The 26818-nt window shown below is 70.2% G+C and carries 23 protein-coding genes; 14 read left to right on the top strand and 9 right to left on the bottom strand.

Translation table 11 applies throughout. The features are described from left to right. Positions 1 to 84: 84 nt before the first annotated feature. Both ACFVJX_RS26160 and ACFVJX_RS26155 read left to right on the top strand, forming a co-directional pair. Entirely contained in the window at positions 85 to 1866 is a 1782-nt protein-coding gene (locus tag ACFVJX_RS26160; protein WP_384124617.1) for a 3-hydroxyacyl-CoA dehydrogenase family protein, read from the top strand. A 115-nt stretch (positions 1867 to 1981) separates the two neighbouring features. Then, positions 1982 to 2797, top strand: coding sequence for a TetR family transcriptional regulator (locus tag ACFVJX_RS26155; RefSeq protein WP_384124619.1), 816 nt, complete (start codon positions 1982 to 1984; stop codon positions 2795 to 2797). Positions 2798 to 2843: 46 nt separating this feature from the next. Here the strand turns inward: ACFVJX_RS26155 and ACFVJX_RS26150 are convergent, their stop codons facing one another. Then, positions 2844 to 3614 (bottom strand): restriction endonuclease, encoded by a 771-nt coding sequence (locus tag ACFVJX_RS26150; RefSeq protein WP_384124621.1) that lies wholly within the window; start codon positions 3612 to 3614, stop codon positions 2844 to 2846. A 184-nt stretch (positions 3615 to 3798) separates the two neighbouring features. Between ACFVJX_RS26150 and ACFVJX_RS26145 the strand changes: the two genes are divergently transcribed. From ACFVJX_RS26145 to ACFVJX_RS26100, 10 genes are all read left to right on the top strand, one after another. Beyond that, complete coding sequence (locus ACFVJX_RS26145) at positions 3799 to 4602, top strand: GNAT family N-acetyltransferase (protein ID WP_384124623.1); 804 nt, start codon at positions 3799 to 3801, stop codon at positions 4600 to 4602. Positions 4603 to 4958: 356 nt separating this feature from the next. After that, complete coding sequence (gene ccrA, locus ACFVJX_RS26140) at positions 4959 to 6296, top strand: crotonyl-CoA carboxylase/reductase (protein ID WP_384124625.1); 1338 nt, start codon at positions 4959 to 4961, stop codon at positions 6294 to 6296. Between the two features lies 1 nt (position 6297). Beyond that, complete coding sequence (locus tag ACFVJX_RS26135) at positions 6298 to 8310, top strand: protein meaA (RefSeq protein ID WP_384124626.1); 2013 nt, start codon at positions 6298 to 6300, stop codon at positions 8308 to 8310. Beyond that, positions 8307 to 9272 (top strand): HpcH/HpaI aldolase/citrate lyase family protein, encoded by a 966-nt coding sequence (locus tag ACFVJX_RS26130; RefSeq protein ID WP_384124628.1) that lies wholly within the window; start codon positions 8307 to 8309, stop codon positions 9270 to 9272. Before ACFVJX_RS26135 ends, ACFVJX_RS26130 begins: the two co-directional genes overlap by 4 nt. A gap of 1 nt (position 9273) precedes the next feature. Then, entirely contained in the window at positions 9274 to 9807 is a 534-nt protein-coding gene (locus ACFVJX_RS26125; protein WP_384124630.1) for a MaoC family dehydratase, read from the top strand. Next, positions 9804 to 11009, top strand: coding sequence for an acyl-CoA dehydrogenase family protein (locus tag ACFVJX_RS26120; protein ID WP_384124632.1), 1206 nt, complete (start codon positions 9804 to 9806; stop codon positions 11007 to 11009). Before ACFVJX_RS26125 ends, ACFVJX_RS26120 begins: the two co-directional genes overlap by 4 nt. A gap of 181 nt (positions 11010 to 11190) precedes the next feature. After that, a complete protein-coding gene (locus tag ACFVJX_RS26115; protein ID WP_384124634.1) occupies positions 11191 to 11838 on the top strand; it encodes a phosphatidylserine decarboxylase in 648 nt (215 codons plus the stop codon). A gap of 22 nt (positions 11839 to 11860) precedes the next feature. Then, entirely contained in the window at positions 11861 to 12679 is an 819-nt protein-coding gene (pssA, locus tag ACFVJX_RS26110) for a CDP-diacylglycerol--serine O-phosphatidyltransferase (protein ID WP_384124673.1), read from the top strand. 280 nt (positions 12680 to 12959) lie between these two features. Beyond that, positions 12960 to 13088: an LPFR motif small protein gene (locus ACFVJX_RS26105; RefSeq protein ID WP_384124636.1), complete on the top strand. Its 129-nt coding sequence runs from the start codon at positions 12960 to 12962 to the stop codon at positions 13086 to 13088. Between the two features lie 189 nt (positions 13089 to 13277). After that, entirely contained in the window at positions 13278 to 16112 is a 2835-nt protein-coding gene (locus ACFVJX_RS26100) for a CHAT domain-containing protein (protein ID WP_384124638.1), read from the top strand. A gap of 263 nt (positions 16113 to 16375) precedes the next feature. Here the strand turns inward: ACFVJX_RS26100 and ACFVJX_RS26095 are convergent, their stop codons facing one another. From ACFVJX_RS26095 to ACFVJX_RS26085, 3 genes are all read right to left on the bottom strand, one after another. Next, positions 16376 to 17077, bottom strand: coding sequence for a DUF6338 family protein (locus ACFVJX_RS26095; protein WP_384124641.1), 702 nt, complete (start codon positions 17075 to 17077; stop codon positions 16376 to 16378). Then, entirely contained in the window at positions 17074 to 17496 is a 423-nt protein-coding gene (locus ACFVJX_RS26090) for a hypothetical protein (RefSeq protein ID WP_384124643.1), read from the bottom strand. Before ACFVJX_RS26090 ends, ACFVJX_RS26095 begins: the two co-directional genes overlap by 4 nt. 119 nt (positions 17497 to 17615) lie before the next feature. Then, positions 17616 to 18143: a TetR/AcrR family transcriptional regulator gene (locus ACFVJX_RS26085; protein WP_384124645.1), complete on the bottom strand. Its 528-nt coding sequence runs from the start codon at positions 18141 to 18143 to the stop codon at positions 17616 to 17618. A gap of 103 nt (positions 18144 to 18246) precedes the next feature. On the opposite strand from ACFVJX_RS26085, the gene ACFVJX_RS26080 reads away from it, so the two are divergent. Both ACFVJX_RS26080 and ACFVJX_RS26075 read left to right on the top strand, forming a co-directional pair. Next, positions 18247 to 19149 carry a TIGR03564 family F420-dependent LLM class oxidoreductase gene (locus ACFVJX_RS26080; RefSeq protein ID WP_384124647.1) on the top strand — a complete coding sequence of 301 codons (903 nt, stop codon included), beginning with the start codon at positions 18247 to 18249 and terminating at the stop codon, positions 19147 to 19149. A 246-nt stretch (positions 19150 to 19395) separates the two neighbouring features. Further along, a complete protein-coding gene (locus ACFVJX_RS26075; RefSeq protein WP_384124649.1) occupies positions 19396 to 21771 on the top strand; it encodes a discoidin domain-containing protein in 2376 nt (791 codons plus the stop codon). A gap of 67 nt (positions 21772 to 21838) precedes the next feature. Here ACFVJX_RS26075 and ACFVJX_RS26070 read toward each other — a convergent pair whose 3' ends face one another. Genes ACFVJX_RS26070 through ACFVJX_RS26050 form a run of 5 tightly spaced genes read right to left on the bottom strand, consistent with a single transcriptional unit; the run spans position 21839 to position 26693 of the window. Next, the gene (locus ACFVJX_RS26070; protein WP_384124651.1) at positions 21839 to 23089 is read right to left on the bottom strand and encodes an ABC transporter substrate-binding protein; all 1251 of its coding nucleotides are present in this window, start codon (positions 23087 to 23089) and stop codon (positions 21839 to 21841) included. Then, a complete protein-coding gene (locus ACFVJX_RS26065) occupies positions 23086 to 24231 on the bottom strand; it encodes a branched-chain amino acid ABC transporter permease (protein WP_384124653.1) in 1146 nt (381 codons plus the stop codon). The genes ACFVJX_RS26070 and ACFVJX_RS26065 overlap by 4 nt, the downstream gene beginning before the upstream one ends. Next, entirely contained in the window at positions 24224 to 25114 is an 891-nt protein-coding gene (locus tag ACFVJX_RS26060; protein ID WP_384124654.1) for a branched-chain amino acid ABC transporter permease, read from the bottom strand. Before ACFVJX_RS26060 ends, ACFVJX_RS26065 begins: the two co-directional genes overlap by 8 nt. Beyond that, on the bottom strand, positions 25111 to 25899 hold the full coding sequence (locus ACFVJX_RS26055; protein ID WP_384124656.1) for an ABC transporter ATP-binding protein: 789 nt from the start codon (positions 25897 to 25899) through the stop codon (positions 25111 to 25113). The genes ACFVJX_RS26060 and ACFVJX_RS26055 overlap by 4 nt, the downstream gene beginning before the upstream one ends. Next, positions 25896 to 26693 carry an ABC transporter ATP-binding protein gene (locus ACFVJX_RS26050; protein WP_384124658.1) on the bottom strand — a complete coding sequence of 266 codons (798 nt, stop codon included), beginning with the start codon at positions 26691 to 26693 and terminating at the stop codon, positions 25896 to 25898. Before ACFVJX_RS26050 ends, ACFVJX_RS26055 begins: the two co-directional genes overlap by 4 nt. Positions 26694 to 26818 lie beyond the last annotated feature (125 nt).

Here is a 26818-nt window from a genome sequence, read left to right as displayed (position 1 = left end):
TGCGGCGGTCCGGGCCTCCGGCCCCTCTCACCGGCCGCGCGCGCCGTGCGTCCCCTCAGTCGTCACTCACCCTGGAGTCCCGTGATGGACACCCCGCTCAGCACCATCGCCGTTGTCGGCCTCGGCACGATGGGCACCGGCATCGCCGAGGTCCTCGCCCGCTCCGGCCGCGAGGTCATCGGTATCGACGTCAGCGAGGCGGCGGCGCGCCAGGCCGTCGCAGCCCTGGAGGCCTCCACCGCACGCGCCGTGCAGCGCGAGCGGATCACGGAGGAGGAGCGCGGCGACATCCTCGCCCGGTTCCGCACCTTCTCCGACCTCCGGGCCGCCGCCGAGGCGGAGCTGGTCATCGAGGTCGTGCCGGAGACGTACGAGATCAAGCAGCAGGTGTTCCGGGAGCTCGACGCCGTCGTCTCCCCCACCGCGATCCTCGCCACGGGCACCAACGCCCTGTCGGTGACCCGGCTCGCGGCCGAGTCCCAGCACCCCGAGCGCGTGCTCGGCCTGCACTTCTTCAACCCGGCGCCCGCGATGAAGCTGGTCGAGGTGGTCTCCTCCGTGCTGACCGCCCCGCCGGCCGTCGCCGCGGTCACCGAACTGGCCCGGCTGCTGGGCAAGGAGCCGGTCGCCGTCGGTGACCGGCCCGGGTTCGTGGCCGACGGGCTGCTGTTCGGCTATCTGAACCAGGCGGCCGCGATGTACGAGGCGAACTACGCCTCGCGCGAGGACATCGACGCGGCGATGAAGCTGGGCTGCGGGCTGCCGATGGGCCCGCTCGCCCTGCTGGACCTGATCGGCATCGACACCGCCCGTACCGTCCTGGAGGCGATGTACTCCGCCTCGCACGACCGGCTGCACGCCCCCGCATCCGTCCTCGGCCAGCTCAGCGAGGCCGGGCTGACCGGCCGCAAGGCGGGCCGCGGCTTCTACACCTATGCGGAGCCGGGCAGCCAGACGGTGGTGCCGGACGCGCTGACTCCCTCGCGGGACACCGGTGCGGACGCCGGGCGCACCGTGCGTTCGGTGGGCGTCGCGGGCTCCGGGACGATGGCTTCGGGCATCGCCGAGGTCTTCGCGAAGGCCGGTTACGACGTGGTGCTCGCCGCGCGCAGCCAGGAGAAGGCGGACACCGCCAGGGGCCGGATCGCCAAGTCGCTGGAGCGCTCGGTCACCAAGGGCCGGCTGACGGCCGGGGCGCGGGACGAGACTCTGGCCCGGATCACCGCCGCGGGGTCGCTGGACTCCTTCGCCGATGTCGACCTCGCCGTCGAGGCCGTGGCCGAGGACCTGCTGGTCAAGCAGCAGCTGTTCGGCACGCTGGACAAGGTGTGCAAGCCGGGCGTGGTTCTCGCGACCACCACGTCCTCGCTGCCGGTGGTCTCGATCGCCCGGGCCACCACGCGGCCCCAGGACGTCATCGGGATGCACTTCTTCAACCCGGCGCCTGCGATGAAGCTGGTCGAGGTGGTCCGTACGGTGCTCACCGCGGACGATGTGCACGCCACGGTCCGCGAGGTCTGCGTGAAGGTGCGCAAGCACCCGGTGGACTGCGGGGACCGGGCCGGTTTCATCGTGAACGCCCTGCTGTTCCCGTACCTCAACAACGCGATCAAGATGGTCGAGGAGCACTACGCGACCCTGGACGACATCGACGCCGCGATGAAGCTGGGCGGCGGCTATCCGATGGGCCCCTTCGAGCTCCTGGACGTCGTCGGTCTCGATGTCTCGCTCGCCATCGAGAAGGTGCTGCACAGCGAGTTCCGCGACCCGGGCCTGGCACCGGCGCCGCTGCTGGAACATCTGGTGGCCGCGGGCTGCCTCGGCCGCAAGACGGGGCGCGGCTTCCGCGAATATGCCCGCCGCTGAGGCCGGGCCCTCCGGGTCTTCCGGGCCGGGAGCCGGGTGGGGCGGGCTGCTCGGGCCGCCCGGCGGCCCGCCCCCACAGGAGCGCTCTCCTGCACCGATGCAGTACGTTCACACCATGTCCCAGCCCGCCAGGTCCCCCCGTGTCTCCGCCGCACCCGACGCCCCGGAGAGCGCCGCGGGCACCCGTGCCGCCGCCCAACGGCTCAAAATGCGCCGCGAGCTGGCCGCCGCGGCGATGGAACTCTTCGCCACGAAGGGGTACGAGGCTACGACGGTCGACGAGATCGCGGGAGCCGCCGGGGTCGCCCGGCGGACCTTCTTCCGGCACTTCCGCTCCAAGGAAGAGGCCATCTTCCCCGACCACGACGACACGCTCGTACGGGCCGAGGCGGTCCTCAACGCCGCCCCCGCGCACGAGCATCCGCTCGACACGGTCTGTCAGGGCATCAAGGAAGTCATGCGGATGTACGCGGCGAAGCCCGCGGTCTCCGTGGCCCGTTACAAGCTGACCCGTGAGGTGCCCACCCTGCGGCAGGCGGAGATCGCCTCGGTGGCCCGCTACGAGCGGCTGTTCACCCGCTATCTGCTGGGCCACTTCGACGAGCGCGACCACCAGCCCGGCAACGACGACCCGTTGCTGGCGGAGGTAGCGGCGTCCGCCGTGGTCACCGCGCACAACCACGTGCTGCGACGCTGGCTGCGCGCGGACGGGCAGGGCGATGTGGAGGCCCAGCTGGACCAGGCCTTCGCCATCGTCCGGGACACCTTCGGGACCGGGATAGGCGCGGGCCGGACCGCCGGGACCGAACCGGCGAAGCCGCCGGCCGCCTCGGTGAGCAAGGAGGGCGAGGTGCTGGTCGCCGTGGCCCGCACGGACGCCCCGCTGGACGAAGTGATGCGCACGATCCAGCAGGCCCTCAAGGAGCGCTGAGGGGCCGCGGGGCCCCGCCCGGTGCCGTCCCGGGCCACGCGGTGTCTCAGAGCGCCTCGTCGATCTGCCAAGGCGGCGGTGCGGTTCCCTCGTTCCAGGCCGTGAGCGCCTCGCCGTCCAGACAGAGGATCCCGCACTGCTCCGCGTACTCGAGAGCCGGAGCGGTGTATTCGCCGGTCGTGACACAGACGGCGATCTCCGCCTCGTGCACGGCGTAGCAGGTACCGCCGAACCGCTGGAGGTCCTGGGAGCCGGCCTTGTTGGTGGGGCCGTAGTACTTGCACTGGACGACCAGGCGCCGTCCGTCGGGGGCCGTGGCGATCACATCGGCCCCCAGGTCCCCCGGTCCCCCCACGACCTGCACGTCAAAGCAGCCGTCCCGCTCGCAGAGCGCGGCGATCGCGTCCTCGAAACCGTCGGCGTCCAGGGCAGCGGTCTCCGCGAGCGGGGATTCCAGGGCCTCCAGGGCCTCCACGGGCTCCTGGGCCGCTTCGTCCACGGGTGAGGGCTCCAGCGCCTCCGGGGGCGGGCCGAAGGGCTCCTGGAGGGGGTCCAAGGGCTCCTGGGGCGGGTCGAAGAGCTCCTGAGGAGGGTCGAAGAGCTCGTGCACCGCCTCCGAGAGCGGGCCGGGACCCGGGGCCCTCCGGCGGCGCGTCCGGCGCAGGTACAGCAGCAGAACCCACGCCGCCCCGAGCGCCGCGACCGGCACCACGGCGGCCGGATGCCTGCACACCCCCTCCCACGCGGTACGCACCATCAGCCCTCCACCGCAGATCAGCAGGGCGACCGCCCCGAAGCCGAAGGCGGTCGTGCGCACGCTGAAGGCCTTCGGGGACCCCTCGGGACCGGGCTCTCGCGCAGGTACGGTCATCTGCGCCGCCCCGCCCGTCCCGATATGAGCTTTCCAAGATCATTCATCTCTGCCGTCTGCCCCGTCCGGGCGGATCCACCGGCCCGGAAACGCGGTTGCCGGCGGGCCGGACCGGTGCTGTGGTGTGCGGATGACCAAGAACCAGGACCACGACTCCCTGCTCGCCACGTTCGACCGGGAGATGCGTGAGCACGCCCGCCCCGACGGCCCCGGAGTACGCGTCGAGCGCACCGGCGGTGTCGTACGGCAGACCGGTGGGGCACAGGACTGGAACGGGGTCGTCTGGTCGTCCCCGGATCTGGGCCCGGAGCGGGCGGACGCGGAGATCGCCGCGCAGGTGGCCCACTGGACGGAACTCGGTCACGACGAGTTCGAATGGAAGCTGTACGCGCACGACCGCCCGGCCGATCTCGGGGCCCGGCTGCTGGCGGCCGGTTTCGAGCCGGAGGACCCGGAGACCCTGCTGGTCGCGCCGGTCGCGGACCAGCCCACCCAGGTCGTGCTCCCCGACGGCGTCCGGCTGCGCACCGTGCGTGACGAGGCCGATGTGGAGCTGATGGGCCGGGCCCATGAACAGGCTTTCGGCTCGGACTCGACCCGGCTGCGGCACCAGGTGCTGACCCGGCTGAAGGAGGACCCGGACCATTTCGTGGGGGTGCTGGCCATGGCGGGCGACGAGCCGGTGAGCTCCGCCAGGATGGAGCTCCACCCCGGCACGGGCTTCGCCGGGCTGTGGGGCGGCGGCACGGTCGAGGCGTGGCGCGGCAGGGGCGTCTACCGGGCACTGATCGCCTTCCGGGCACAGATCGCCGCGGAGCGCGGCTTCCGGTACCTCCAGGTGGACGCGACCGAGCAGAGCCGCCCGATCCTGCAGCGCCTCGGATTCACGGCCCTGAGCACCACGACGCCGTACGTCTACCGGCCGGCCTCCTGACCTCCCACCACGGGGCACAACGCACCAAAACGCCCCCCGTGTTGCTCATGCGTGGCACCCGGATGACAATTGAGGGAAATTGCTGGCACCCAGTGCCTTGCCAGCTGTCACGGAGTGCCATACGTTGAAGTCGTCCGGGCGGCCGGCGTGCTGAGACCTCACGTACGCCGGCTGTCCCCGCAAGCCAGGTGCCTGCGCGCCCGGACGCCTGCGTCACAGGCAAACCCTTCTGCTCCACAGAGCGAACAGCCGAGCACCACCCGCCGAACCGACGGCACACCTCCACCCAGTACCGCTCCCCTGCTCCGCAGGACCCTCAAGCGTTCCCTCAAACGCAGCGCCCCCGGAGGCACACCGTGAAGGAAATCCTGGACGCGATCCAATCGCAGGACAGCAAGGCCGCGGACTTCGCGGCGCTGTCCATCCCCGAGTCCTACCGCGCGGTGACCGTGCACAAGGACGAGGCCGACATGTTCGCCGGCGTCGACAGTCGCGACAAGGACCCCCGCAAGTCCCTCCACATCGAGGACGTGCCGGTGCCCGAGCTCGGTCCGGGCGAGGCCCTGGTGGCGGTCATGGCCAGCTCGGTCAACTACAACTCCGTGTGGACGTCGATCTTCGAGCCCGTCTCGACGTTCGGCTTCCTGGAGCGGTACGGCAGGCTCAGCGAGCTCACCAAGCGCCACGACCTGCCGTACCACGTCATCGGCTCCGACCTGGCGGGCGTCGTCCTGCGTACCGGGCCCGGCGTGAACGCCTGGAAGCCCGGCGACGAGGTCGTCGCGCACTGCCTCTCCGTCGAACTGGAGTCCTCGGACGGCCACAACGACACGATGCTCGACCCCGAGCAGCGCATCTGGGGCTTCGAGACCAACTTCGGCGGGCTCGCCGAGATCGCCCTCGTCAAGTCCAACCAGCTGATGCCGAAGCCGGACCACCTCAGCTGGGAGGAGGCCGCGGCGCCCGGACTGGTCAACTCCACCGCCTACCGTCAGCTCGTCTCGCGCAACGGCGCGGGCATGAAGCAGGGCGACAACGTGCTCATCTGGGGTGCCAGCGGCGGACTCGGTTCCTACGCCACGCAGTTCGCACTGGCCGGTGGCGCCAACCCGATCTGCGTCGTCTCCAGCGACCAGAAGGCGGAGATCTGCCGGAAGATGGGCGCCGAGGCGATCATCGACCGCAACGCCGAGGGCTACAAGTTCTGGAAGGACGAGCACAACCAGGACCCGCGCGAGTGGAAGCGGTTCGGCAAGCGCATCCGTGAACTGACCGGGGGCGAGGACGTCGACATCGTCTTCGAGCACCCGGGCCGTGAGACATTCGGCGCCAGTGTGTACGTGACCCGCAAGGGCGGCACGATCGTCACCTGCGCCTCGACCTCGGGTTACACCCATGAGTACGACAACCGCTACCTGTGGATGTCGCTCAAGAGCATCGTCGGCTCGCACTTCGCCAACTACCGCGAGGCGTGGGAGGCCAACCGGCTGGTCGCCAAGGGGAAGATCCACCCGACACTGTCGAAGGTCTACTCGCTGGAGGACACCGGCCAGGCCGCGTACGACGTGCACCGCAACCTCCACCAGGGAAAGGTGGGCGTCCTGGCGCTGGCACCGGGCGAGGGCCTGGGCGTGCGCGACAAGGAGCTGCGCGAGCAGCACATCGACGCCATCAACCGCTTCAGGGACGTCTGACATGACCGGCCGTCAGAAGGACCGCCCATGGCTCATGCGGACGTACGCCGGCCACTCGACCGCCGAGGCGTCCAACGAGCTCTACCGGCGCAACCTCGCCAAGGGCCAGACGGGTCTGTCGGTCGCCTTCGACCTGCCGACCCAGACGGGGTACGACCCCGACCACATCCTCGCCCGCGGTGAGGTGGGCCGGGTCGGCGTGCCCGTCTCCCACCTCGGCGACATGCGCCGGCTGTTCCAGGACATCCCGCTGGAGCAGATGAACACCTCGATGACGATCAACGCCACCGCGATGTGGCTGCTGGCGCTCTACCAGGTGGTCGCGGAGGAACAGGGCGCGGACCCGGGCAAGTTGCAGGGCACCACGCAGAACGACATCGTCAAGGAGTACCTGTCGCGCGGGACGCACGTCTTCCCGCCCGGACCCTCGCTGCGGCTGACCACCGACATGATCACGTACACGGTCAACCGCATCCCCAAGTGGAACCCGATCAACATCTGCAGCTACCACCTCCAGGAGGCGGGAGCCACCCCGGTCCAGGAGATCGCGTACGCCATGTCGACGGCCATCTCGGTCCTGGACGCGGTGCGCGACTCCGGGCAGGTGCCCGAGGAGAAGTTCGGCGACGTCGTCGCGCGGATCTCCTTCTTCGTGAACGCGGGGGTCCGCTTCATCGAGGAGATGTGCAAGATGCGCGCCTTCGGCCGCATCTGGGACCGGGTCACCCGGGAGCGCTACGGCATCACGGACGCCAAGCAGCGCCGCTTCCGCTACGGCGTACAGGTCAACTCGCTCGGGCTGACCGAGGCGCAGCCGGAGAACAACGTCCAGCGCATCGTGCTGGAGATGCTGGCCGTCACCCTCTCCAAGGACGCCCGCGCCCGCGCGGTGCAGCTGCCCGCCTGGAACGAGGCGCTGGGGCTGCCCCGCCCGTGGGACCAGCAGTGGTCGCTCCGTATCCAGCAGGTGCTCGCGCACGAGAGCGATCTGCTGGAGTACGAGGACATCTTCGCCGGGTCCCATGTCATCGAGGCCAAGGTGGACGAGCTGGTCACCGACTCGCTCGCCGAGATCGACCGCATCCAGCAGATGGGCGGCGCGATGGCCGCCGTCGAGTCCGGCTACCTCAAGTCGGAACTGGTCTCCTCGCACGCCGCACGGCGGGCCCGGATCGAGGGCGGCGAAGAGAAGATCGTCGGCGTCAACATCTACGAGACGACGGAGCCCAACCCGCTCACCGCCGACCTCGACGCCGCGATCATGACGGTCGACCCCGAGAACGAGGCCAAGGTCGTCGCCGCCCTCCACGAGTGGCGCGACAACCGCGACGAGGCCCGCGCCACCGAGGCGCTCGCCGTACTGAAGAAGACCGCCGCGGGCACCGAGAACATGATGGAGGCCACCGTCGAGTGCGCCCGCGCGGGCGTCACGACGGGCGAGTGGTCCTGGGCGCTGCGCGATGTGTTCGGCGAGTTCCGCGCACCGACCGGAGTGTCGTCCGCCCCGGTCGCGGTGACGGCCGAGGAGGGCACCCCGCTGGCCCTGGTCCGCGAGAAGGTGTCCCGGACCGCCGCGGACCTGGGCGTGGGCCGGCTGCGGCTCCTGGTCGGCAAGCCCGGCCTGGACGGGCACTCCAACGGCGCCGAGCAGATCGCCGTACGCGCCCGCGACGCCGGCTTCGAGGTCGTCTACCAGGGCATCCGCCTCACGCCCGAACAGATCGTCTCGGCCGCCGTCGCCGAGGACGTGCACTGCGTCGGCCTGTCGATCCTCTCCGGCTCGCACGCCGAGCTGGTGCCGGACGTACTGACCCGGCTGCGCCGCACCGGCGCGGGCGACATCCCGGTGATCGCGGGCGGGATCATCCCGCCCGCCGACGCCGCGGCCCTGATCGGGGCCGGTGTCGCCGCCGTATTCACACCGAAGGACTTCGGTATCACGGAGATCATCGGCCGTATCGTCGACGAGATCCGGAAAGCGAACAAGCTCGACCCTCTGGAGGTCCCCGCATGACCACCCCCGTGAACCGCCTGCGTCCGCGCCGTTCCTGCCTGGCCGTGCCGGGCTCGAACCCGCGCTTCCTGGAGAAGGCCCAGGGCCTCCCGGCCGACCAGGTCTTCCTGGACCTGGAGGACGCCTGCGCTCCGCTCGCCAAGGAAGGCGCCCGGCACACGATCGTCGACGCGCTGAACAACGGCGACTGGACGGGCAAGACCAGGGTCGTGCGGGTCAACGACTGGACGACCCACTGGACGTACCGCGACGTCATCACGGTCGTGGAGGGCGCGGGCCCCAACCTCGACTGCATCATGCTGCCGAAGGTCCAGGACGCGCAGCAGGTCGTCGCCCTGGACCTGCTGCTCACCCAGATCGAGAAGACGATGGGCTTCGAGGTCGGGAAGATCGGCATCGAGGCGCAGATCGAGAACGCCAAGGGCCTGGTGAACATCGACGACATCGCCGCCGCCTCGCCCCGGCTGGAGACCCTGATCTTCGGTCCCGCCGACTTCATGGCGTCGATCAACATGAAGACCCTGGTCGTGGGACAGCAGCCGCCCGGGTACGGCGCGGACGCCTACCACTACATCCTGATGCGCATCCTGATGGCGGCCCGCACGCACGACCTCCAGGCGATCGACGGACCGTTCCTCCAGATCCGCGACGTGGACGCCTACCGCGAGGTCGCGGGCCGTGCGGCGGCTCTCGGCTTCGACGGCAAGTGGGTCCTGCACCCCGGTCAGGTCGACGCGGCCAACGAGGTCTTCTCGCCCTCGCAGGAGGACTACGACCACGCCGAGCTGATCCTCGACGCCTACGACTGGTGCACCTCCGAGGAGGGCGGCAAGAAGGGCTCGGCGATGCTCGGCGACGAGATGATCGACGAGGCCAGCCGCAAGATGGCCCTCGTCATCGCGGGCAAGGGGCGGGCGGCCGGCATGGAGCGCACCTCCAAGTTCGAAGCTCCGGAGGCCTGAGATGCAGTTCGGACGCACATACGAGGAATTCGAGATCGGTGCGGTCTACAAGCACTGGCCCGGAAAGACCGTCACCGAATATGACGACCACCTCTTCTGTCTGTTGACCATGAACCATCACCCGTTGCACATGGACAGCAACTACGCGGAGAGCACGACCGATTTCGGCAAGAACGTTGTCGTCGGCAACTACATCTACTCGTTGCTGCTCGGCATGTCGGTTCCGGATGTCTCCGGAAAGGCGATCGCCAACCTGGAGGTCGAATCGCTGAAGCATGTCGCGCCGACCTTCCACGGCGACACCGTGTACGGCGAGACCACCGTTCTGGACAAGACCCCGTCGAAGTCCAAGAGCGACCGCGGAATCGTTTATGTGGAGACCAGGGGATACAAGCAGGACGGGACGCTGATCTGTGTGTTCCGCCGCAAGGTGATGGTCCCCACGGAGACGTACATCAAGGAGCGGGGCGGGGAACAGCCCGGCCGCCCGGAGCCGAAGCAGCCTTCGCAGAAGAACGTGGAGAAGCAGCCATGACCCGACTCGCCCAGACCGCCGGGCTCAACGACGTCCAGCAGGAAATCCTCTCCACGGTCCGGGATTTCGTCGACAAGGAGATCATTCCGGTCGCGACCCAGCTGGAGCACCGCGACGAGTACCCGACCGAAATCGTCGAGGGACTCAAGGAACTCGGCCTTTTCGGGCTGATGATTCCCGAGGAGTACGGCGGGCTGGGTGAGTCACTGCTCACCTACGCACTGTGCGTGGAGGAGATCGCCCGCGGCTGGATGAGCGTGTCGGGGATCATCAACACGCACTTCATCGTGGCGTACATGCTGAAGCAGCACGGCACCCAGGAGCAGAAGGACACCTTCCTGCCCCGGATGGCGCTGGGCGAGGTGCGCGGCGCGTTCTCGATGTCCGAGCCGGCTCTGGGCTCCGACGTCTCGGCGATCACCTCGAAGGGCGTCAGGGACGGCGAGGAGTACGTGCTGAACGGCCAGAAGATGTGGCTGACGAACGGCGGCACGTCCAATCTGGTCGCCGTTCTGTGCCGGAGTGACGAAGGCCACCCCGAGGGCACCCCGCCGCACAAGTCGATGACGACGTTCCTGGTGGAGAAGGAGCCCGGCTTCGGTGAGGTCCGGCCGGGCCTCACGATCCCCGGGAAGATCGACAAGATGGGTTACAAGGGCGTCGACACGACGGAACTCATCATGGATGGGCTACACATTCCGGCCAATCGTGTACTCGGCGGCACCACCGGCCGAGGGTTTTACCAAATGATGGACGGCGTGGAGGTCGGCCGGGTCAATGTCGCCGCACGTGGCTGCGGCGTCGCACAGCGTGCATTCGAGCTGGGCGTTTCCTACGCACAGCAGCGCCACACCTTCGGCAAGCCGATCGCCCAGCACCAGGCCATCCAGTTCAAGCTGGCCGAAATGGCCACCAAGGTCGAGGCCGCGCATGCGATGATGGTAAATGCAGCGCGCAAAAAGGACTCCGGGGAACGAAACGACCTGGAGGCAGGGATGGCGAAGTACCTCGCCTCCGAGTACTGCAAGGAAGTCGTCGAGGACGCCTTCCGGATCCACGGCGGTTACGGCTTCTCCAAGGAGTACGAGATCGAGCGCCTCTACCGGGAGGCACCGATGCTGCTGATCGGTGAAGGTACCGCCGAGATCCAGAAAATGATCATCGGGCGCCGACTCCTCGAGGAGTACCGGTTCCAGGGTTGATTGTCCTGTTCGTGGTGATTTAACCGCGAAGAAGATCACACCCTGTCATCCTCATCCGGTGCCTTCCAGACGTCCGACTCGGCTGCTGGCTTGCCCAGTTGCGGTCCGCAACCGATAACATCGCCGGAAAAGCCGCCGTCCCCCGTTGCCAGCGCGGCATCATCCGCTACGAAGGTCATCCATGCCCGACAGCCATACTTCTGCACCACGCGGCGGGGTCCGCCTTGCCCGCGGAGCTTCGCCGTGGCTCCTCCCGACCGTCGCCACCGCCGCACTCAGCCTGACCCGGGCCCGCAGGTCCGGGCGCTGGGCGGCGGTGGCCGTGCCCACCACCGCGCTCGCGGCGGGCATGCTGTGGTTCTTCCGCGACCCCGAGCGCGAGATCACCCAGGGCCGCGTCATCTCACCGGCCGACGGCGTGGTGCAGAGCATCATGCCGTGGAAGGACGGACGTACCCGCGTCGCGATCTTCATGAGCCCGCTCAACGTCCATGTCAACCGCGCTCCACTGGCCGGCACGGTGACATCGGTCGAGCACATCCCCGGTGGCTTCGTCCCGGCGTTCAACAAGGAGAGCGAGAACAACGAGCGCGTTGTCTGGCACTTCGACACCGAACTCGGCGACATCGAGATGGTGCAGATCGCGGGTGCTGTGGCCCGTCGCATCGTCCCGTACGTCCCGCAGGGCACGAAGGTGGACCAGGGCGAGCGGATCGGCCTGATCCGTTTCGGCTCACGGGTCGACATCTACCTTCCGGAAGGTATCGATGTCGCGGTCGAGGTCGGCCAGACCACCACCGCGGGGGTGACTCGAATTGACCGTGATTGATCCCGAGACACAGGCGGGCTGGGTGCCCGAGGCCGAGTCCGATGACGACACCGAGGACATGCCGCTCTCGATGCGGCTGTCGATAGCGGACACCCTTACTCTCGGTAATGCCACGTGCGGTTTCATGGCGGTGTACTTCACCACCACGGGGATCCTCATCCCGCACCTCACGGGCAGCGACGAGAGCGGCATGGCGCGGCACTCCGCGGCCACCGCCGTGATCCTCATGCTGATGGCCGCCATCTTCGACCTCTTCGACGGACTCGTGGCCCGCAAGCTGCGCTCCTCGCCGATGGGCGCCGAGCTGGACAACCTCTCGGACCTCGTCAGCTTCGGGCTCGCCCCGGCGTACTTCGTCCTCGTGTACGGCATGGTCGCGGACGACGCACACCAGCGGGTCTCGGCGCTCGCGGCGATCGTCGTACTGCTGGCGGTGGTGCTCCGGCTTGCGAGATTCTCCTGCGTGACCTTGAAGGACGGCATGTTCCAGGGCATGCCGAGCCCCTTCGGGGCGCTCACGGTCATCTCGATCGTGCTCCTGGAGCTGCCCTTCGTGCCGACGCTGCTCGCGATCATCGGAGTGGCGTGGCTGATGGTCAGCCGGGTCGAGTACCCCAAGCCGCGAGGTGTCCTCGCGGTGGCGATGCTCGGCTGGATCGTGGCCGCGATGGGCCTGCTGGCCGCATGGGCGTTCGACGCCCCGGGCGGTCAGCTGCTGCTCCAGACCGGCTGTGCGCTCCAGGTGGTCCTCGGAGCGGTCATCCCGCTCTTCGCGACCGCCCGCCGGGTGAACACCTTCCGTGACAACCGGCGCGAGGCACGGGCGGCGCAGCTGCCGTAACGGCTCGACCTCACCCAGCACGACGAGGGCCCGGATGCTCCCCGGCATCCGGGCCCTCGTGCATGCCGTGCCATTCGAGAACCGCCCGCGAATGCGCGCCTCTGTGCCGGCCCCGGTAATCGGGATATTCAAGGGTTCCCACGCGAAAACAGGGCGGCACCGAGTGTGTGCACGTTTCTCCGTCGAACCCCGGGGTACTCGACAGGTCCGCCCGACCGCACAAGGCGGACCGGAGTTCAGCGGACCGGAGCTCACGCGGGACCGCGGGAAGGAAACTCACATGCTCAAGGCAATCGCAGACGTTTTCCGTTCGGTCGGTGGCGCCGTCGCCACTGTTGTCAGCCTGCCGTTCCGGGCGATCGGACGCCTCTTCAGCGGGGCTTCCGACACCGCACACCACCACGGCTGAAATCCCTGAATCCCGCGCCCTCCACAACCCCCTGCGTGCGCGGGACACACTCCCCGCGCGCCGCACTGCGCCGACTGCCGCCATTCCAGTACGGGAAATGCCCCGCTTCCGGGGCGGGCGCGGCGGTACGGTGCCGACTCGGGAACACCGTCGGGACGCGGCGGGCCCGCAGGAGGGGCGGCGCGGGGGATGTCGGACTGGCCACTGGCGATCGGTGTGCTCGCCACGCTCACCATGCTCTTCTTCCACTGCGCCAGTGACCGGCTCGTCGGAAAACCGAGCGCCCGGACGTCCTGGGGCGTCCTGGGATTCGTCGTCTCGCAGATGGTGGAGAAGGGCGTCTGGTTCTTTCCGGGCTCCACCCCCTCCTGGTACGGGCCCTCGACCTATGTCTCGGCGACGGTGGCCGGCAGCGTCGGCCTCGCACGTCTCTTGCTGACCAGCCCCGAGCAGCGCGCCAACGCGGAGAACGACCCGCAGGCGGCGAGCGAGCGCGCTGCCCGCGGCGAGGAACGGCTGCGGAGCTACGCGGTGTCGGACGACGTGGCGGTCCTGGACCTGGCGGTCGAGGACTTCCGCACCGCCACCCGCCAGACCGTGGGCCACGCCTCCCACCTGGGCCATGTCACCGGGCTCGTCCGGGCGGCACGGATGCGGTACGAGCGGCTCGGCCGGATCGAGGACCTCGACGAGGCGGTCGAGGCCGGTGCCCGGGCCGAGGGGGCCCGGGGCGGAAACCGGGACCGGGGCAGAATGCTCGGCCACCTCAGTACCGCCCTGCGGCTGCGCTACGACCATCTCGGCGCGGCGGACGATCTGAAGCGGGCCGTCGCCGCCGGTCGCGAGGCCGTCCGGCTCGTCCCCACCCGCTCCGCGTACTTCCCCGGGACATGCGGCCAGTTCGGCGCCGCGCTGCACAGCGAGTTCCTGCGGACCGACGACATGGACGTCCTGGGGCGGGCCGTGGCCCAGGTGTCGGCGGCGGTGGCCTGGGCGGACCGGCGCGGCTACCGGCGCGCGGCGGACCGGACCACGCTCTGCTACCTGCTCGTACAGCGGGGGAAGCGGACCGGGCATCTCTGGGACGTCGACCGGGCGGTGACGCTGGGGCGGGAGGCTCTGGAGACGATCGAGCAGGGCGAGGCGCTGTTCGCGACCTGTCTGAGCAATCTCGGTTTGGCGCTGCGCACCCGGCACGGGTTGCGGGCCGGCCTGGACGGGCAGCCGCCCACAGCCGATCTGGACGAGGCCGTCAGGCTGAGCGGGCGTGCTCTGAGCACGGCTCCGCCCGACGCTCCCGACAGGGCGGTGTACCAGGTCGTCGCGGCACTGGCGCTCCGCGACCGCGCCCGGTACGACGCGGCAGGCACGCCGGGCGGGGCCGGTCCGGGCCGTGCGGGACGGCTGGACCTGGCACTCGACGCGGCGCGGGCGGCTGCGACCCACCTCAGGGCCGATGTGCCGACGCGCATGCGGGCCGGACTGCTCTGGAGCGATATCGCCGCCTCGGCCGCCCGGTACCAGGAGGCGATGACGGCGTTCGAGACGGTCATCGCCCTGCTGCCCCGGCTGGCCGGCCGCGAGTTGCGCCGGGCTGACCAGGAGGACCGGCTCGGCCGGTACACGGGCATCGCGGCGGACGCCGCCGCGTGCGCCCTCCATGAGGGTGCGCCCGAGCGGGCGGTGGCGATGCTGGAGCTGGGCCGGGGCGTGCTGCTCTCGCGGGAGCTGGACCTGCGGGCCGACATCGGTGAACTGAGGGCCCAGAACCCCTCGCTGGCACGGGAGTTCGAGGAACTGCGGGCCTCTCTCGCCGAGGGTCGCGCCGAACGGCTCGCAGCCGACGCCTCTGGCTCCCGCTCCCGGCGCCGTGAGGAGGGCGAGCGCTGGGACGTGCTGCTGGGCGAGATCCGCTCGCTCGACGGGCTCGCCGACTTCGCCGGGCCGCCCTCCCCGCAGCGGCTGCTCGCCGGGGCGGCCGAGGGAGCCGTCGTGTATCTGAACGTGAGCCGGTTCCGCTCCGACGCCGTCGTCGTCGCCCCCGACGGGATCCGCTCCGTTCCGCTGCGCGTCACCCCTGACGAGGCCGAGCACCACCGGCGCGCACTGGACTCCGCCCTCGATCCGGCGAACGCCGACGAGCCGGCGCGGGCCGGGGCCGTGCAGGAGGTGCTGGGCTGGCTGTGGGACGCCCTGGCGGAGCCCGTACTCGACGCGTTGAAGGATCTGCACGGCGCGCATCAGGGTAACGGCCTGCCGCGGGTGTGGTGGGTGCCGACCGGATCCCTGGCACTGCTGCCGGTGCACGCCGCGGGACACCGCGACGGTACGCGGTCCCTGCTCGACCGGGTGGTCTCCTCCTACACGCCCACGGTCCGGTCCCTGGCCACCGCCCGGGCCGCCCGTGCCGTCCCCTCCGGCCCTCGGGTGCCCCTCACGGTCACGATGTCCAGCACGCGCGGCGCGGGGCCGCTCAGCGGCGCGGAGGCGGAGGCCCGGATGGTCCGGGACCTCTTCCCCGGCACCGTCCGTCTCAGCGATGCGGAGGCGACCCGGGAGCGGGTCCTGAACGCCCTGCCGCACCATGCCTGGGCGCACTTCGCCTGCCACACCCTGTCCGACCCCGACGTCCCCTCACGCGGCGGGCTGGTCCTGCACGACCACCACCGGCAGCCCCTCAGCGTCGAGGACGTGTCAGGTCTCGACCTGGGAAGCCCCGAACTGGCCTATCTGTCCTCCTGCGACACCGCCCGGACCGCACCCCGCCACGCGGACGAGGCCATCCATCTGGCCTCGGCCTTCCAACTGGCGGGCTACCGCCATGTGATCGCGACGCTGTGGCCGGTGGAGGACGAGGTCAGCTCCGTGTTCGCCGAAAGGGTCTACGCGGAGCTGGCCGAAGCGGTACGGCACGACGCACCGATCGACGCGGCGGCCGCCGTGCACCGCGCCACCCTGGCGGTTCGCGCACTGTGTCCCAACAGGCCGCAGTTCTGGGCGAGTCATCTGCACGTCGGGTGCTGAACAGCCCTGGGGACCAGGCCCCGCCGACCGGGGCGTGTGACGGGTTCAGTGGTCGTCCGGCGGCGCGTCGGACGGCTCAGGCTGCCGTGTCGCCGCGTCGGCGTCCGGCGACGGCGGGGCCGATACCGCTGCCGGGTCCGCGGGTCCCCGGGTAGGTTCGGGCGGGCCGGCGCCCGGTGTGTAGCCGCGGTACTCACCAGGGCCCTTCTTGAGTAACTTCTTCTCGAACTCGGTCAGTTCCGGCTCATCGGACCCGGGCGGGCTCATCTCGCCTCCTCTTCGGTTCGGGCGGCCGGCACTGCTGCCGGGGTGGTGTCGGGGGGCGTGACCACCGCGGCGGGCGGTGAGAGGAGCTCCAGCACATCGGTGTCGGCCGCGCGGATATGGATGCCCGCGCTGTCCCGGACGGGCCGGACGAAGCTGCCGTCGGCCCTCATCAGCCACGCCGACTCCAGGAAGATCTCGGGTTCCTGCGGGTACGAGGTGGCGTACGACCGGCGCCCGTACCAGCCGCCCACCCAGGCGCCGTCCCGCAGCCGCATGCGTACGAAGCAGGGGCCGGAACGGCGGAACAGATGGTCCCAGGCGGTGGGCGTCGAGCCGTAGCGGGCGGCTCGCCGGCGGCGCTGCCACCAGGTGACGGCGCCGGCCGCCGCGGCGGGCACCACGATGAACAGCACCAGCCCCAGCAGCCCCGCCGACCGGGGCTGCTGTGCGGTCGCTCCCCATCCGCCGGCCCGGGCCCGATGGACGAACCGCACCAACTGGGGCCCCACCGCGACCAGATACAGCGCGTCGAGCACGACCGAGGCCGCGACTGCACGCAGAACCCGCTCGCCCAGGTCGCGTTCGCCGGGCACGGGGCCGCGCCAGCGCTCGCGCAGGAACTGGTAGGTGACGCCCGGCAGGACGAACAGCACCACCAGGGCGACCTGGAGCACGGTGGAGGGGGACTCTCCCATCATGTGCCCCGCATTCCCTCGGAGGGATCGTGCGCGATCAGCCGCGCCCGCCGCGCCCGCACGGCCAGCACGCCCGCCGCCACGGCCGTCGAGACCGCCACCCAGGGCCTCGCGTGCACGATCAGCGAGGCGGTCTCCGACTGCAGGGAGAAGGCCAGCGCCACCAGCAGCCCGCAGAACAGCCAGAGCCCGCCCACCAGCCGGCTCGGAAGGAACATCTCCGCGAGCAGCAGCAGGGCCCCGAGGAGCGCGGTGACGGCCACCGCCATCGTGAAGGGGTCCTTCTCCATGAGCACCCGGTACTCGCCGATGTCCAACAGGACCAGAACGGTGCCCCACTTGGCCCGGCCGAAGCCGATCAGGGGCGAGAGGACCACGAGGACCAGCACCAGCCCGTACACCACCGACTCCGGCACATGCATGACCGACCGACTCCCCCCGCCCGCTGCACGCCCATGGGCGTCCTGCTGGAGATGCTAGTCACATCCCGGGAACATGGAGGTCCCCCGTTCGGGTTATCTCGGCGGCCGGGGGTTTTCGGTCACCGGGCCTTCAGCCCGTCGAGGACCACCGTGATCAGGGGATCGTCGACGCGGGCGCCGGGCCGGCAGACCGCCGCGTTCAGCACACCGATCACCGCGTGCGGCGGTACGTCCGCGCGCATCGCACCCTCCTCCTGCGCCCCGCGTGCGAGATCCTCGAACAGCTGGTCCGACTCCGCGATCAGCGCGCCCAGCCGGGCGTTGCGCCCGGTGTCGCCCCCGAGCGACTTGGTCATGGCCAGCGGCAGCGCCGTGCAGTGGCCGACCAGCCGCACGAGCACCTCCCAGCGGGTGGGCCCCGGTTCGGCCGCGGCGGAGCGGCCGAAGGCGAGCAGATCGCTCAGCGCATCCGTCGCGATGTGTTCCAGCAGCGTCTGGCGGTCGGGGAAGTGACGGTAGAGCGCCCCGACGCTCAGCCCGGCGGCACGGGCGATCCGGTCCATCGACGCCTCGGCTCCGCACTCGGTGAACACCTCGAGCGCCGCGGCGACGATCAGTTGACGATTTCGCTGTGCGTCGGCTCGCACGTCTCATTTCCTCCGTCGGCCCGAAAACATGAACACCACCTTCACCTTACGGTAGGGTCCCGAGCCAGAAGGTGAATCACGTATTCAGGTTACTGGAGGGTTCATGCGGATCGGTCTGTACGTCGGTCAGACGCCGAGCGTGGCGGACGCGCTCGGAGAGGTGCACGCCGCGGCGGGAGCGGGACTGGACAGCACTTTCCTCAGCCAGGTCTTCCATTGGGACGCGATTACGGTGGCGGCCCTGGCGGGGCATCTCACCCCCGGCATCGAACTGGGCACGGCGGTGGTCCAGACGTACCCCCGGCACCCGATCACCCTGGCCACCCAGGCACTCACGGCCCAGGCGGCCACCGGCAACCGGTTCACCCTCGGCATCGGGCCGAGCCACGCCGCCGTCATCGAGGGCCGGTTCGGACTGGACTACGACCGTCCGGCGCGGCACATCCGCGAGTACCTGTCGGTCCTGGCACCCCTCCTGCGCGGTGAGGCGGTGGACCACCGGGGCGAGACGCTCCGCGCGACGGCCGAGATCACGGTGCCGGGCGTGACGCCGCCACCGGTACTGGTCTCCGCGCTGGGGCCGCTGATGCTGCGCGCGGCGGGCGGGGCGGCCGACGGGACCATCACGGTCTGGGCGACCCCGCGGACGATCTCCGAGCACGTCCGGCCACGCATCGAGGAGGCCGCGGCGGCAGCGGGCCGCCACGCACCACGCATCGTCGCCGGAGTCCCCGTCGCCGTGACCACGGACCCCGAGCGGGTGCGCCGAAGCGTCGCTGCCCAGCTGGGACCGACCTCCCAACTGCCCGCCTACCGGGCCCTCCTGGACCGGCAGGGCATGTCCGGCGTGCACGAGACCGTCCTGGCGGGCGACGAGGACACCGTGACGGCGGGCATCCGCGCCTTCGCCGACGCGGGCGCGACGGACCTGCTGGTCAGCAGGGTGGGGGACGCGGACGAGAGGGCCCGGACGCTGGAACTGCTGTCCCACGTGCGGCGCGGGTGAATCCATGGAGCCACCCTTTTTGCTCATGAATGCCAATGTTTTGCACACAGCGCCAGGTCACGTCGGCCAGGAAGTCGGGTCGGCAGTCCGACAATCACGCCCCCGACACCCATACCGCGCAGCCTCGAGTCGTGAATTTGAGTAGCGCAAGCAGAATTTTGCGCACCGGCATAGACTTCCTTGCGGCGCTGCTTCTAGCCTGTGGGGCGTCCGAAGTGCCCCACGAGCCGCAAGGACGACTGCCACGTGACCCCAACTCCCAGACGCCCGTTGCTCAGACGCTCCATGTCCGCCTCACTCGCACTGGCCCTCGCCGCGTTCGGCACCGCCGCCGCCGTGGTCCTGTCCAGCGCTCCGACCGCCCGGGCGGCGGGTATCCCCGCCCCCTCCCCCGTCGCGGTTCCCGGCCGCGGTGCGACCGTTCCGTTCAAGGAACAGGAAGCCGAGTACGCGGCCACCAACGGCACGCTGATCGGCCCGAACCGGCTGTACGGCACGCTGCCCTCCGAGGCCTCGGGCCGGCAGGCCGTGACGCTGGACGCCGTCGGCGAGTACGTGGAGTTCACGCTCACCGCACCCGCGAACGCGATGTCCTTCCGGTACTCGCTGCCGGACAACGCCGCCGGATCGGGCCGGGACGCCTCGATCGACGTGCTGGTGAACGGCGGGGCACCGAAGGCGGTGCCCGTCACCTCCAAGTACGGCTGGTACTACGGCGGTTACCCCTTCAACAACAACCCCGGCGACACCAACCCGCACCACTTCTACGACGAGGCCCGGACCATGTTCGGGTCCACCCTCGCAGCCGGCACCAAGGTCCGGCTGCAGGTCTCCTCCACCTCCGCGTCACCGTCGTTCACCATCGACCTGGCCGACTTCGAGCAGGTGGCCGCGCCGACGGCCAAGCCATCGGGCGCACTCGACGTCGTCTCCGACTTCGGTGCCGACCCGACCGGGGCCGCGGACTCGACCGCCAAGATCCAGGCGGCCGTGGACTCGGGCAAGGCACAGGGCAAGGAGGTCTACATCCCGCAGGGCACCTTCCAGGTCCGCGACCACATCGTCGTGGACAAGGTGACGCTGCGCGGGGCCGGACCCTGGTACTCCGTACTGACCGGACGCGACCCCTCCAACCGCAGCAAGGCCGTCGGCGTGTACGGCAAGTACGCCGCGGACGGTGGGAGCAGCGATGTCACTCTCAAGGACTTCGCCATCATCGGCGACATCCAGGAGCGGGTGGACGACGACCAGGTCAACGCCATCGGCGGGGCCCTGTCGAACTCCACCGTCGACAACATCTGGATGCAGCACACCAAGTGCGGCGCCTGGATGGACGGTCCGATGGACAACCTCACCATCAAGAACAGCCGCATCCTGGACCAGACCGCGGACGGTGTGAACTTCCACTACGGCGTCACCAACTCCACCGTCACCAACACCTTCGTGCGCAACTCCGGTGACGACGGACTGGCGATGTGGGCGGAGAACGTCCCGAACGTCAAGAACAAGTTCACCTTCAACACCGTGGTCCTGCCGATCCTCGCCAACAACATCGTGACGTACGGCGGCAAGGACATCACCATCTCCGACAACGTCATGTCGGACACCATCACCAACGGCGGCGGTCTGCACATCGCCAACCGCTATCCGGGCGTCAACTCCGGTCAGGGAACCGCGGTCTCGGGCACCACGACAGCGGCCCGAAACACCCTGATCCGGACCGGGAACAACGACTTCAACTGGCAGTTCGGCGTCGGCGCGATCTGGTTCAGCGGGCTCAACGAGCCCATCAACGCCACCATCAACGTCTCCGACACGGAGATACTGGACAGCTCCTACGCCGCGATCCACCTCATCGAGGGTGCGACCAACGGACTACACTTCGACAACATCAAGATCGACGGCGCCGGCACATACGCCCTGCAGATCCAGTCGCCGGGCACGGCCACCTTCACCAACGTCGTGGCGACGCACATCGCACAGTCCAACCCGATCCACAACTGCGTCGGCAGCGGCTTCCAGATCACCCGGGGCGCCGGCAACTCCGGCTGGTACGCGGACCCGCCGGCCTGCACCGGCACCTGGCCGGACCCGGTGTGGACCAACGGCGGTGTGCCGGAGGGTGGCAACGGTCCGACGGATCCGCCCACCGACCCGCCCACCGACCCGACCGACCCGCCCACCGATCCTCCGGTCGACACGGGCAACCTCGCCCAGGGCCGCCCGGTCACCGAGTCGGGGCACGCGGACGTGTACGGCGCGTCCAACGCGGTGGACGGGAACGCGGACACCTACTGGGAGAGCGCCAACCACGCCTTCCCGCAGTCCATCACCGTGGACCTCGGCGCGGCCAAGGCAGTCAAGCGGCTGGTCCTGAAGCTGCCGCCGGCGGCAGCCTGGGCCACCCGTACGCAGACCCTGAGCGTGTCGGGAAGCACCGACAACAGCACGTTCAACTCGCTCAAGAACTCGGCGGGTTACACCTTCGATCCGTCCAGCGGAAACAAGGCGACCGTCACCCTGCCCGGCACGTCGGCCCGCTATCTGCGGCTGACCTTCACGGGTAACACCGGATGGCCGGCGGCGCAGCTCTCCGAAGTGGAGGCGTACACCACCGGCTGACACCGCACGGCCGGTCGCCGGACGGGCGGACCGTCGCGCCCGTCCGGCGGCCGGCCCGCCCGCTCGGCTACTTCAGCGGGTAGGACTCGGCCGCCGCTGCCGCCTTCGCGGGCCTGACCACCTTCAGGCCGCCGGGGACCTCGGCGTCCGGCTTCATGATCACGCTCTCCCGGGTGGAGGGCGCGGCCGGGTCCGAGAAGTCGTGCGACATCCCGAAGTCGCTCCCGAAGTCCGTGACGGTCAGCAGCGCCCTGTCGACGCCCGCGCGGGTGAGGTCCTTCGCCGCGCACGCCTTCTTGAGTGCCTCGCCGTACAGTGTCGCCGCGGTGTATCCGGCGATGACGCCGTTGTCGAGGCCGTCCTTCGGGTATTCGGCGCGGTACTCCTTGGAGAGCTTGGCCGGGCCGGTGCCCGGGTCGCCGATCGGCAGGGTGGACGCTGCGACGTAGTAGTCCTTGAGCAGGGCCGGGCCCGCCTGGGTCTTCAGCAACTGGGGTGCGAAAGCGGAGTTGTTGCCGATGACGGGGACCCTGAAGCCGGTGGCCGCCGCGACCCCGACCAGCGAGGCCGCCTGCCGCGGGCCCGCACTGACGACGACGGCCTTGACGCCCGCCTGCTTGAGCGCGGCGACCTGGGCCGTCATGTCGTTGTCGGTGGGCTTGATCTTCTGCTCGACGACGGTGAGACCCGCCTCCTTCGCCGCGTACTCCGAGCCCGCCAGGGCGTTCTCGCCGTAGTCGCCCTCGAAGTAGACGTGACCGATCCTGTCGCCCTCGGCGATGCGCTTCTCGGCGAGCAGGTAGTCGATGGCGTTGACCGTCTCGACGTCGTACGTGGCCCCGATGACGCGGACGTACTTGCTGCCGAGGAGATTCGCCGACCATGCCTGCGGCAGGACGAGTCCCTTGTCCTGTCCGTCGATCCGCTGCTCGACGGCCGCGACGAAGGGAGAACCGATGAACTGGACGAAGCCCAGCACCTTCGGCTCCAGCTCCGTGTATCCGGCGATGGCCTTCTGCGGATCGTAGCCGTGGTCGCGGACGGTCAGCGCGATCCTGCGCCCGCAGATGCCTCCGGCCGCGTTGGTCTGCTTGACCCAGAGCTGCTGGGCCTGGGTGACGCTCCTGCCGAGGGAGGCGTAGACCCCGGTCATGTCGGTGAGCGCGCCGAGGGTGATCGCCGATCCGGTGACGCCCTCACCGGTCTTCACACCGCTCTTGTCCTTGGCTCCCTCGTCGGAGGTGTCCGCCTTCTGGCTGCACCCCACGAGGGTGAGGGCCAGGGCCGCGCACACGGCACCGAGCACACGCAGTTTCATTTCTTCTCCCCTGGGTTCTTCGAACGGGCCGGGCCGCCGGGCAGGAGCCGGGTCAGTCCGCCGGGCAGGAACAGGACGGCCGCGACCACCGCGGCGCCGTACAGATAGCGCGAGGCCTCGCCAGGTGCCGGACCGCCCGTACCGGGGGCGGAGACCAGGGGCAGGGAATCGCTGTAGCGCGTGAGCAGTTGTGGCAGCAGCGAGACGAACGCGGCCCCGACGACCGCTCCCGCGACGGTGCCGAGCCCGCCGATGACGATCATGGCGAGGTATTCGAGGGACTGGACCATGCCGAAGTACTCCGGCACGGTCCGCTGGAAGACGAGCGCGAGCAGCACTCCGGCGAGTCCGGCGTACATCGAGGACAGGACGAAGACCCCGGCCCGGTAGCGGGCCACCGGCACCCCCATCACGCCTGCCGCGATGCGGTGGTCCCGGATGGCGTTGAGCGCTCTGCCGGGCCGCCCGCGCAGCACTCCGCGGGCGAAGACTCCGCTCAGCAGGAGCGCGAGCAGCGCCGCGTACCAGAGCTTCTCGGCGGACTGGAAGGGCACGGCCGCCACCACGACCTCGGTGTCGTCGAAGTCGAATCCGAACAGGGAAAGAGGCGGTACGGCACGGCCGTTGAAGCCGCCGGTGAGGGAGCCCGCGTTGAACAGCACGTGCTGGCCGATGAAGATCAGCGCCAGGGTGGCGATGCCGAGATACGCGCCGCGCAGCCGTCCGGCGATCGGGCTGAACAGACCTCCCGCGACCCCGGCCAGGAGAACGGCGAGCACGGCGGACAGCCAGCTCGGCAGTCCGAGTCCGGTGAGTTCGTGCCCGTCCACGGCACTGCTCCCGCCGGCCAGGACGCAGTAGCCGTACGCACCCACCGCGAGGAAGGAGGCGTGCCCCATGGAGAGTTGGCCGGTGGCTCCGGTCAGCAGGTTGAGCCCGATGGCGCCGATCGCGGCGGCCATGGCGAAGAGCCCGGCCTGCAGCCAGAAGCGGTCCAGGTAGAACGGAAACGCGAGCAGGAGTACGGATCCGGCGGCCCAGAGGTACGTACGCGGGTGGCGCAGCCCGGCCGTGACACCGGCTCGCCGCGCGCTGATCGCGCGGCCCGTGGCGGCCTCGGTGGTGGTCGTGGTCTCAGACACGGGCGAGCTCCTTCGTGCCGAGGAGTCCGGCGGGCCGCAGGAGCAGCACGATCACCATCACCAGGTAGGGGGCGAGGTCGCCGATTCCGCGGCCCAGGAAGGAGAGGTCGCTCTGGTAGCCGGTGGCGAGCGATTCGGTGACGCCGACGATCAGCCCTCCGGCGAGGGCCCCGGTCGTCGAGTCGAGCCCGCCGAGGATGGCGGCGGGGAAGGCCTTGAGTGCGGCCAGTGAGGTGGCCCGTTCCAGACCGGGGGTGGGAAAGACCGTGAGGAAGAGGGCCGCCACCGCGGCGAGTGCTCCGGCCACCGCCCAGGCGGCGAGCGAGACCCTCCCCAGCCTGATCCCCATCAGCGCCGCGGTCTGCGGGTTCTCGGCGGCGGCCCGCATGGAGACGCCCCACGAGGTGAACCGGAAGGCGAGCAGGAACACGGTGATGAGCAGGGCGGCGGCGATGAACGCCGCGACCCTGGTCTGGGCGAGGGTGACGTCGCCGATGGTGATGACCCTGTCCCCCCACGGGTCGCCGAGCGAGAGCACCTCCGTGCCCATGCGGCGGGTGAGTTCGGTGGTCAGGAGGATGTCGACGCCGATGGTGACGATGGCCAGGACGCTGTGGTCGCTGCCCCGGTAGCGGCGCATGACCAGGAATTCGACGGCCGCGCCGACCAGGGCCGCGCCCGCGATGCCCACGGCGAGCGCGGGCCAGAAGCCGATGTCGTCGTGGAGCACGGCGGTGACGTAGCCGCCGGCGAGCAGCAGGGAGGCATGGGCGAAGTTGACGACCTCGGTGGCTTTGAAGATGACGACGAAGCCGAGGGCGATCAGGGCGTAGACCGAACCGATGGAGAGCCCGCCGAGGAGGAGTTCGATGAAGGTGGTCATTCCGGTGCCCCCAAGTAGGCCTGGACGACGGCCGGGTCGTTCTGGACCTCGGCGGGGGTGCCGCCCGCGATCCTGCGTCCGAAGTCGAGTACGGTCACGGCGTCCGCCAGCCGCATGACCACCCCCATGTCGTGTTCGACGAGCACGATCGAGATGCCGAGGCTGTCGCGCACCCCGGCCACGACCGCCGCCGTGCGCCGCCGTTCGTCGGCGGTCATTCCGGCGACGGGTTCGTCCAGGAGGAGGATCCGCGGCTCCATGCACAGGGCGCGGCCGAGCTCGACGAGCTTCTGCTGCCCGTACGGGAGCGCCCCGGCGGGCCGCTCCAACTCGGTCGCGAGTCCGATGAATTCGGCGATCTCGCGAACCCGCTCGCGATGGCGTTCGGCCTCGCGGGCGGCGGACGGCAGCCGCAGTCCGGCGGCGAGGAACCCGGCGCGGGTGAGGCGGTGCCGGCCGAGCAGCAGGCTGTCGGCGACGGTGGCGTGCGGGGGCAGCGCGATGTTCTGGAAGGTCCGTGCGACACCGAGCGCGGCGATCCGGTGCGGGGCGAGTCCGGTGAGTTCGCTCGTCCCTAGACGGACGCTGCCCGACACGGCCCGGTACACCCCGGAGAGCACGTTGAAGCAAGTGGACTTGCCAGCCCCGTTGGGGCCGATGACCGCGTGCACACTGCCCGGCTCCACGGTGAAGGAGACGGCGTCGAGGGCGGTGAGCCCGGCGAAGCGGACGGTGATGTCGCGGACCGCGAGCGCCGCCGGAGCGGTCTCCTGCCGGGTGGTCATGCGGACCACCTGCTCAGGGTGGGCAGGGAACCTGCCGCCCGCCCCGCGTCCTCGGCCGCCGTCTCGTCGACGACGCCCAGGTAGCGGCGGCGTACCTCGTCCGATGCGGCGAGCTCGTCCGCGGGCCCGTCCAGGGTGACCTCGCCGACCTCCAGGACGTAGGCCGTGGACGCGAGCCGCAGGGCGATCGACGCGTTCTGCTCGACGAGCAGGACGGAGGTGCCCGTCGCGTTGATCTCCCGCACTGTCTCGGCGATGCGTGCCGCCATCAGCGGGGCGAGGCCGAGCGACGGTTCGTCGAGCAGCAGCAGCCGGGGCCGGGCCATCAGGGCCCGGCCCATGGCCAGCATCTGCTGCTCGCCGCCGGACAGCAGCCCGGCGCGCTGGTGGGCGCGCCCGCCCAGTACCGGGAAGAGTTCGTGTACGCGGTTCAGGGCCACGGCCGACGCCCTGCGTCCGCCGCGGGCCCCGAGGGCGCCCGCCCGCAGATTGTCGGCCACCGTCATCCGGGCGAACACCTGTCGCCCCTCGGGCACCTGGACCACTCCCGCGGCCACCACCTGAGCGGGGCGCAGCCCGTCCAGCCGGTGTCCGTCGAAGCTGACGGTTCCGGTGCCCGTACCGCGGTGGAAGCCCAGGGTCCGTGAGACGGCCCGCAGCAGTGTGGTCTTCCCGGCCCCGTTGCCGCCGAGCACGGCGGTGATCGCCCCGGCCGGCACGTCGAGGGAGACGTCGCGCAGCGAGCGTACGGGGCCGTAGTCCACGGACAGTCCGCGGATCTCCAGCGTTGCCATGCGTCCTCCTTCCGCCTGGACGGCGAATCGACCCGCGGGGATTGGTAGCTGCCGGGCCGGTTGGCGTCGGACGCCCGACCGACTGCGGTGGGGGCGCACGGGCACGGCCCCGAGGGGGGGCGCGG

It is taken from the genome of Streptomyces sp. NPDC127177 (assembly GCF_042672475.1).
Taxonomy (GTDB): domain Bacteria; phylum Actinomycetota; class Actinomycetes; order Streptomycetales; family Streptomycetaceae; genus Streptomyces.
The sequence above is the reverse complement of the archived record's forward strand: the minus strand, read 5'-3'. Positions and strand labels throughout refer to the sequence as shown.

What these genes read in the sequence shown, in the direction of transcription:
- ACFVJX_RS26090 (WP_384124643.1), bottom strand. Translation starts at nt 17,496, where the DNA reads ATGCATGTGCCGGAGTCGGTGGTGTACGGGCTGGTGCTGGTCCTCGTG.
- ACFVJX_RS26130 (WP_384124628.1), top strand. Translation starts at nt 8,307, where the DNA reads ATGACCACCCCCGTGAACCGCCTGCGTCCGCGCCGTTCCTGCCTGGCC.
- ACFVJX_RS26060 (WP_384124654.1), bottom strand. Translation starts at nt 25,114, where the DNA reads ATGACCACCTTCATCGAACTCCTCCTCGGCGGGCTCTCCATCGGTTCG.
- ACFVJX_RS26115 (WP_384124634.1), top strand. Translation starts at nt 11,191, where the DNA reads ATGCCCGACAGCCATACTTCTGCACCACGCGGCGGGGTCCGCCTTGCC.
- ACFVJX_RS26145 (WP_384124623.1), top strand. Translation starts at nt 3,799, where the DNA reads ATGACCAAGAACCAGGACCACGACTCCCTGCTCGCCACGTTCGACCGG.
- ACFVJX_RS26155 (WP_384124619.1), top strand. Translation starts at nt 1,982, where the DNA reads ATGTCCCAGCCCGCCAGGTCCCCCCGTGTCTCCGCCGCACCCGACGCC.
- ACFVJX_RS26100 (WP_384124638.1), top strand. Translation starts at nt 13,278, where the DNA reads ATGTCGGACTGGCCACTGGCGATCGGTGTGCTCGCCACGCTCACCATG.
- ACFVJX_RS26160 (WP_384124617.1), top strand. Translation starts at nt 85, where the DNA reads ATGGACACCCCGCTCAGCACCATCGCCGTTGTCGGCCTCGGCACGATG.
- ACFVJX_RS26135 (WP_384124626.1), top strand. Translation starts at nt 6,298, where the DNA reads ATGACCGGCCGTCAGAAGGACCGCCCATGGCTCATGCGGACGTACGCC.
- ACFVJX_RS26105 (WP_384124636.1), top strand. Translation starts at nt 12,960, where the DNA reads ATGCTCAAGGCAATCGCAGACGTTTTCCGTTCGGTCGGTGGCGCCGTC.
- ACFVJX_RS26095 (WP_384124641.1), bottom strand. Translation starts at nt 17,077, where the DNA reads ATGATGGGAGAGTCCCCCTCCACCGTGCTCCAGGTCGCCCTGGTGGTG.
- ACFVJX_RS26050 (WP_384124658.1), bottom strand. Translation starts at nt 26,693, where the DNA reads ATGGCAACGCTGGAGATCCGCGGACTGTCCGTGGACTACGGCCCCGTA.
- ACFVJX_RS26070 (WP_384124651.1), bottom strand. Translation starts at nt 23,089, where the DNA reads ATGAAACTGCGTGTGCTCGGTGCCGTGTGCGCGGCCCTGGCCCTCACC.
- ACFVJX_RS26125 (WP_384124630.1), top strand. Translation starts at nt 9,274, where the DNA reads ATGCAGTTCGGACGCACATACGAGGAATTCGAGATCGGTGCGGTCTAC.
- ACFVJX_RS26080 (WP_384124647.1), top strand. Translation starts at nt 18,247, where the DNA reads ATGCGGATCGGTCTGTACGTCGGTCAGACGCCGAGCGTGGCGGACGCG.
- ACFVJX_RS26120 (WP_384124632.1), top strand. Translation starts at nt 9,804, where the DNA reads ATGACCCGACTCGCCCAGACCGCCGGGCTCAACGACGTCCAGCAGGAA.
- ACFVJX_RS26055 (WP_384124656.1), bottom strand. Translation starts at nt 25,899, where the DNA reads ATGACCACCCGGCAGGAGACCGCTCCGGCGGCGCTCGCGGTCCGCGAC.